5 protein-coding genes are annotated in these 6,208 nt (G+C 41.1%); all 5 read left to right on the forward strand.

Annotated features, from left to right (window positions below; all coding sequences use genetic code 11):
• The first annotated feature begins 13 nt into the window (after window positions 1-13).
• The 5 genes from cysD to cysQ are packed head-to-tail and all read left to right on the forward strand — an operon-like array spanning window position 14 to window position 5,510.
• Window positions 14-922, forward strand: coding sequence for a sulfate adenylyltransferase subunit CysD (gene cysD / locus C9J48_RS26465; RefSeq protein ID WP_006233772.1), 909 nt, complete (start codon window positions 14-16; stop codon window positions 920-922).
• 10 nt (window positions 923-932) lie between these two features.
• Window positions 933-2,363, forward strand: a complete 1,431-nt coding sequence (gene cysN / locus C9J48_RS26470) for a sulfate adenylyltransferase subunit CysN (protein WP_006233771.1) — start codon at window positions 933-935, stop codon at window positions 2,361-2,363.
• Window positions 2,364-2,367: 4 nt separating this feature from the next.
• Window positions 2,368-4,095, forward strand: coding sequence for an SLC13 family permease (locus C9J48_RS26475; RefSeq protein WP_006233770.1), 1,728 nt, complete (start codon window positions 2,368-2,370; stop codon window positions 4,093-4,095).
• A gap of 35 nt (window positions 4,096-4,130) precedes the next feature.
• On the forward strand, window positions 4,131-4,754 hold the full coding sequence (cysC, locus tag C9J48_RS26480) for an adenylyl-sulfate kinase (protein ID WP_036804452.1): 624 nt from the start codon (window positions 4,131-4,133) through the stop codon (window positions 4,752-4,754).
• Window positions 4,755-4,766: 12 nt separating this feature from the next.
• Window positions 4,767-5,510 (forward strand): 3'(2'),5'-bisphosphate nucleotidase CysQ, encoded by a 744-nt coding sequence (cysQ, locus tag C9J48_RS26485; protein WP_006233768.1) that lies wholly within the window; start codon window positions 4,767-4,769, stop codon window positions 5,508-5,510.
• The last annotated feature ends 698 nt before the right edge of the window (window positions 5,511-6,208 follow it).

The following is a 6,208-nucleotide window of genomic DNA, read 5'->3' on the forward strand; positions in this document are numbered from 1 at the left end:
CATGGAGAGAGTCATGGATCCAAAACGATTAACTCACCTCAAGCAACTTGAAGCGGAAAGTATTCATATTCTTCGTGAAGTGGCTGCTGAGTTTGATAACCCTGTGATGATGTATTCCATCGGGAAAGATTCATCAGTCATGTTGCACTTAGCTCGGAAGGCATTTTATCCAGGGAAAATTCCATTTCCTCTTTTACATGTTGATACCGACTGGAAATTTCGCGAGATGATCGAGTTTCGTGATCGTACCGCAGAAAAATACGGTTTTGAGCTTCTAGTACATAAAAACCCTGAAGGTATGGCGATGGGGATTAGCCCTTTTGAGCACGGTTCTTCAAAACATACCGATGTAATGAAAACCCAAGGCTTGAAACAGGCATTGAATAAATACGGTTTTGATGCGGCATTCGGTGGTGCGCGTCGTGATGAAGAAAAATCACGAGCTAAAGAACGCATCTATTCATTCCGTGACAAAAACCATACTTGGGATCCAAAAAATCAACGTCCTGAGTTATGGAAAACCTATAACGGTCAAATTAATAAAGGTGAAAGCATTCGTGTCTTCCCATTATCAAATTGGACCGAGTTGGATATCTGGCAATACATCTATCTAGAAAATATCGAGATCGTCCCGCTTTATTTGTCGGATATACGGCCTGTTGTTGAGCGTGACGGTATGTTGATCATGGCTGATGATGACCGATTGAAATTGCAACCGGGCGAGAAGATTGAACACAAGAGTGTCCGTTTTCGAACATTAGGATGTTATCCGCTAACGGGTGCGATTGAATCGAAAGCCGATACATTGCCCGGCATTATTGAAGAGATGCTGGTGGCGACCTCAAGTGAGCGTCAAGGTCGAGCGATTGATCACGATCAGTCTGGCTCGATGGAATTGAAAAAGCGTCAAGGTTACTTCTAAGGAAAGATGAATGAACAGTATTATTGAACAACAAGTGGCAGAGATAGGTATCGAAGCCTATTTAGACCAACACCATCATAAATCACTGCTTCGATTCTTGACGTGTGGTTCCGTCGACGACGGAAAAAGTAGCTTGATTGGGCGTTTGCTCCATGATTCTCATCAAATTTATGAAGATCAGTTAGCTGCTATTCATACCGATAGCCAAAAGGTAGGGACCACGGGTGATAAACCCGACCTCGCATTATTGGTTGATGGGCTGCAAGCAGAACGTGAACAAGGGATTACCATTGATGTTGCATATCGTTATTTCTCGACGAAAAAGCGTAAGTTCATCATTGCTGATACTCCTGGGCACGAGCAGTACACACGAAACATGGCTACGGGGGCATCAACCTGTGATGTCGCTGTTATCTTGATCGATGCTCGTAAAGGCGTATTAGATCAAACACGTCGTCACTCGTATATCGCAAGCCTTTTAGGGATTCGCCATTTTATCGTGGCAGTCAATAAGATGGATCTTGTGGAGTTTGATGAAGAAAGCTTTACATCCATTCGCGATGAATATTTAGAATTTGCTGAAAAACTAAATAAACATATTGATATCAAATTAATACCACTTTCAGCCTTAGATGGCGACAACGTAGTGAGTCTTAGTGAGAAAACGCCATGGTATAAAGGTGACTCATTACTAACGTTACTTGAAGATGTTGATTTTGTTCAGGAGCAAGATTCCAGCAATTTTCGTTTTCCTGTGCAATATGTTAATCGTCCCAACCTAGATTTCCGAGGTTTTGCAGGTACGATTGCGTCAGGCCTTGTGAAGGTAGGCGATAAAGTTAAAGCATTACCGTCAGGGAAAATCTCGACGATTGATCGTATCGTGACATTTGATGGTGATCTACCTGAAGCATACGCAGGGCAAGCGATAACATTAACACTTAAAGATGAAATCGATATTAGTCGTGGCGATACAATTGTTGCCGCTGATGATGATGTTCCATTAAGTAATAACTTGTTGGCTGACATTGTCTGGATGGCAGAGGCACCATTAGAGGTTGGTCGCCAGTACGATATCAAAGTCGCAGGTAAGAAGACGGTTGGTTCAGTACAAGGTATTCGTCATCAAGTTGATATCAATAACCTTGAGACTTTTACTATCGAGGCATTGCCATTAAACGGTATTGGTTTATGTGAGGTGGTATTAAATGAAGCCATTGCGGTAGATGCTTACCAAAATAGTATCGATACTGGTGGATTCATTATCATCGATCGTTTAACTAATGTGACGGTTGGCGCTGGTATGGTGCGTGAAGCATTAATTGATCAAACCGTATTACCTACTGGTGATTTCAGTGCATTTGAAATTGAATTTAATGCATTAGTTCGTAAGCACTTCCCTCATTGGAATGCCAACGACATTAGTAAGTTACTGGGGTAGCAGCATGAACTGGGAGCAGGGTGTCGTTCTGGCCATGCTAATGGTGATAGTGACGTGTTTGATAACCACGAAAATTAAACCTGCATATTTGTTTGCAGGTTCAGCTTTTATTGGATTTCAAACGGGAATGATTGATTTGCCAACGTTGGCAGGCAATTTTACTAATTCTTCATTATTAACGTTAGTTTTGTTGGTACTTGCTTCTATTGCTTTAGAAAAAACCCGTTTGATAAGCTGGGTTGGGCGACAAATTTCAGAGGGTGGACATTCTCTGGTTGTCGCAAAACTGGGTTTATCAACGGCGTTTCTTTCTTCTTTTACCAATAATACCGCCGTAGTGGTGTCGTTGATTGGTGCGGTTAAGCGTAATCAAACCCACGCTCCGTCGAAGTTACTTATTCCACTGTCATATGCTGCGATATTAGGTGGAACACTCACCTTAATTGGTACATCAACTAATTTAATTATAAATAGCTTTGTTGAAGATGCGGGTTTACCGAGTCTCGGCTTCTTTGCCCCTACGATGATTGGCCTAGCTGTTTTGTTTGTAGGTTTAATTGTTCTGATCCCGCTTAGCCATTTCCTTCCTAGCTATGATGACGGCGCGGATGACGAATTACCGTACTTTTTAGAAGCGAGAATCGAAGGTGGCTCTCCGTTAGTGGGTAAAACCGTATCAGAAAACGGACTCCGAGCTTTACGCCGCCTTTTTTTAGCTGAGTTATTACGAGACGGACAAACTATTGCACCAGTGTGTCCTGATACCAAGCTTCAGGCTGGTGATACTTTATTATTTTGTGGTGATGTAGAAAGTGTTACCACTCTACAAGAGATCAACGGATTGCATTTATTTGGTCAACATCACCTCAATGGTCAATCAATGATGGAAGTGATTGTGAGCCACTCTGCAGGTATACGGGGTAAGACGTTAAAAGATGTCGAATTCAGAGATCGTTTTGATGCGGTTGTGGTTGCAATACGGCGGGGACATGAAAGGTTAGCTGGTGGCTTAGGCAATATAGAACTACATGCTGGCGATACGTTAGTGATTGTACCAGGTAAAAAATTCCATGATAAAAAGCAGAAGCTTAATCGAGAATTTGTTCTGGTTAATGGTTTAGATTCAAGTGCTCGCTTAGATGGAACAAAAAGCTTAGGCGTTCTAATTGGCTTTTTAATGGTAATTGTTGCTGCATTATCCGGTATTTTTCCGCTTATTAAAGGGTTGGCTGCTTATATATTGGTTTTACTTGCAACAGGAATCATTTCTTTCACTGAGTTAAGACGCCAATTTCCAATTGATATATTTGTCATAGTAGGCTCGGCATTGTCCCTCGCGCAATTAATGATAACCAGTGGTTTATCTGAACGAATGGGAATCATGTTGATGGTGTCATTCAATGGTTGGGGAATATACGGTGCTTTGATTGCTGTATATCTATTGACTCTAATATTGACCGAGTTGGTAACAAACAATGCAGCCGCTGCTTTGTCATTTCCGATTAGTTATAGCTTAGCATTAGGATATGGCGCAGACCCTATGCCTTTTATTATGGCTGTGTTGTTTGGTGCTAGTGCAAGTTTCATTTCTCCTTATGGTTATCAAACCAATTTATTAGTTTTTAGTGTCGGTAATTATAAATTACGGGATTATTTACGTATCGGCTTACCGATTTCGATTGTTTACTCAGTAGTAGTGCTCACTTTAATCCCTATCTTATTTCCTTTTTGAATTTAATGAACACGCACGATGGAACGGAGTCAATGATGACCACGATAGTTAAATCCCATGATAATGAAAACATAGTCTGGCATAGACATAATGTAGATAAGTCTTCACGAGCTGAGCAAAAGAAGCAGAAGCCATGTGTATTATGGTTCACAGGGTTAAGTGGTGCAGGTAAATCTACCGTTGCGGGCGCACTTGAAAATCGCTTAGTTGAGCTTGGTTATCATACCTATTTATTGGATGGCGATAATGTGCGTCATGGATTGTGTCGTGATCTTGGTTTTTCGTCAGAAGATCGTCGTGAAAATATTCGTCGTATTGGGGAAGTTGCTAAGTTAATGGCAGATGCGGGCCTTATTGTATTAAGCGCATTTATCTCACCACATAGAGCAGAACGCCAATTAGTAAAAGACTTACTACCAGATGGTGAGTTTATCGAAGTGTTTGTTGATGCCTCATTAGATGTGTGCGAGAAGCGTGACCCTAAAGGGCTGTATAAAAAAGCACGTGCAGGGGAAATAAAACAGTTCACCGGTATTGATTCCGAGTATCAAGCGCCTGTTAATCCTGAAATCCATTTACACGCTGGCGATAAAACTGTTGCAGAGCTGGTTGAGTTGTCACTACATTCATTACGAAAACGAGCAATTATTCGCGATTAAAAGGAGTTATGAGTGAGTATTTTACTTGAGTCTATTTATGAAATTGCTTTGGATGCAGGCAAGGCGATCATGAATCACTATCACTCTGATGTTTATGTCGAAGAAAAAGCGGATCACAGTCCGGTTACTGCTGCCGATATAGCAGCGAATGATATTATCGTTGAACGTTTAATGATGCTAACACCTGACATTCCCATTTTATCTGAAGAGTCAGCACATACGTCTTGGTCTGAAAGGCAGAATTGGAGCGTGTTTTGGCTGGTGGACCCATTAGATGGCACTAAAGAGTTCTTACGCCAAAATGGTGAATTCACCGTTAACATTGCTTTAATAGAAGAGGGGAAACCAACTCTCTCCGTTGTTCATGCGCCAGCATTAAATAAAAGTTGGCTCGCAGATGGTTCGACAGCGTGGTTAGACACGGCATCTGGACGCAATGAAATTAGAGCGATAGCAGCAACTACACCGACCATTGTTGGAAGTCGGTCTCATCCAAGCCCTGACATGGCTAATTATCTACAAGAGGTGGGCGATCATAATATGGTCGAAGTAGGATCGTCGTTAAAATTTTGTCTTATTGCTGAAGGGGTAGCTCAGTCTTACCCCCGTTTAGGTCCAACGATGATGTGGGACACAGCTGCTGGGCAATGTGTTGCTGAAAGTGCGGGAGCTGCTGTTCTACAATTAGATGGCGAAGAGCTTCAGTACCATAGAGACAAATTACTAAACCCCTCCTTTATAGTTTCCATTATTTAACCACCTTCTGTTAATAAGTAAGGCAACTAGAATGCTAGTTGTCTTATTGCCTCTATCTTAAGACGCTACTTTTATCGTATTCAACTAAGCTTAAAGTCCCTTTTAATCAAAGGTTGTGTCTTTTAACACTATATGTGGAGTTTCGCCTGCTCACTGATAGCTGCTTTTTTGTTTCTTTTGATGCTTTTGGTTTGATTAATCAGCAAACAGGCAAAAAAGACAATAAAACTATTGTTATCATGCCAGAGCTCCCTATAATGCAGCCACATCAACAGGATGTATCACGGTTAGTAAGCTATTTATAAGCTGTGTATAACTTGTCGATATTTAAGGTGGTAAATAAAAACGTCATAAAGGATGCTTGACATGCTTTTGTTTTTATCTAAAATTACCGCCCAGCTCAAGTAATGTTGGTTTAAGTGTTAAAACTCTAACTTTTCTTTACTCAAGCTAGAGTCTACAAGGGTTTGAAATTATCTTTCGAAAATACTTGTTGACTTAATAAATTTGCAGCGTATTATACGCGTCCTGACTTGCTGAAGCGTTCAACGCCAAGGCATTGAAAGTCAACGTTCTTTAACAATTTGACCATGCAATCTGTGTGGGCACTCGTGAAATTTTAAGTCGAAAGATTTATCAATGAACTGAGTGACCTTAATCATCGCAAGATGACACAGTCAATTTATGCTTCATTTCTT

The organism is Photobacterium profundum (genome assembly GCF_003026285.1).
Taxonomy (GTDB): domain Bacteria; phylum Pseudomonadota; class Gammaproteobacteria; order Enterobacterales; family Vibrionaceae; genus Photobacterium; species Photobacterium profundum.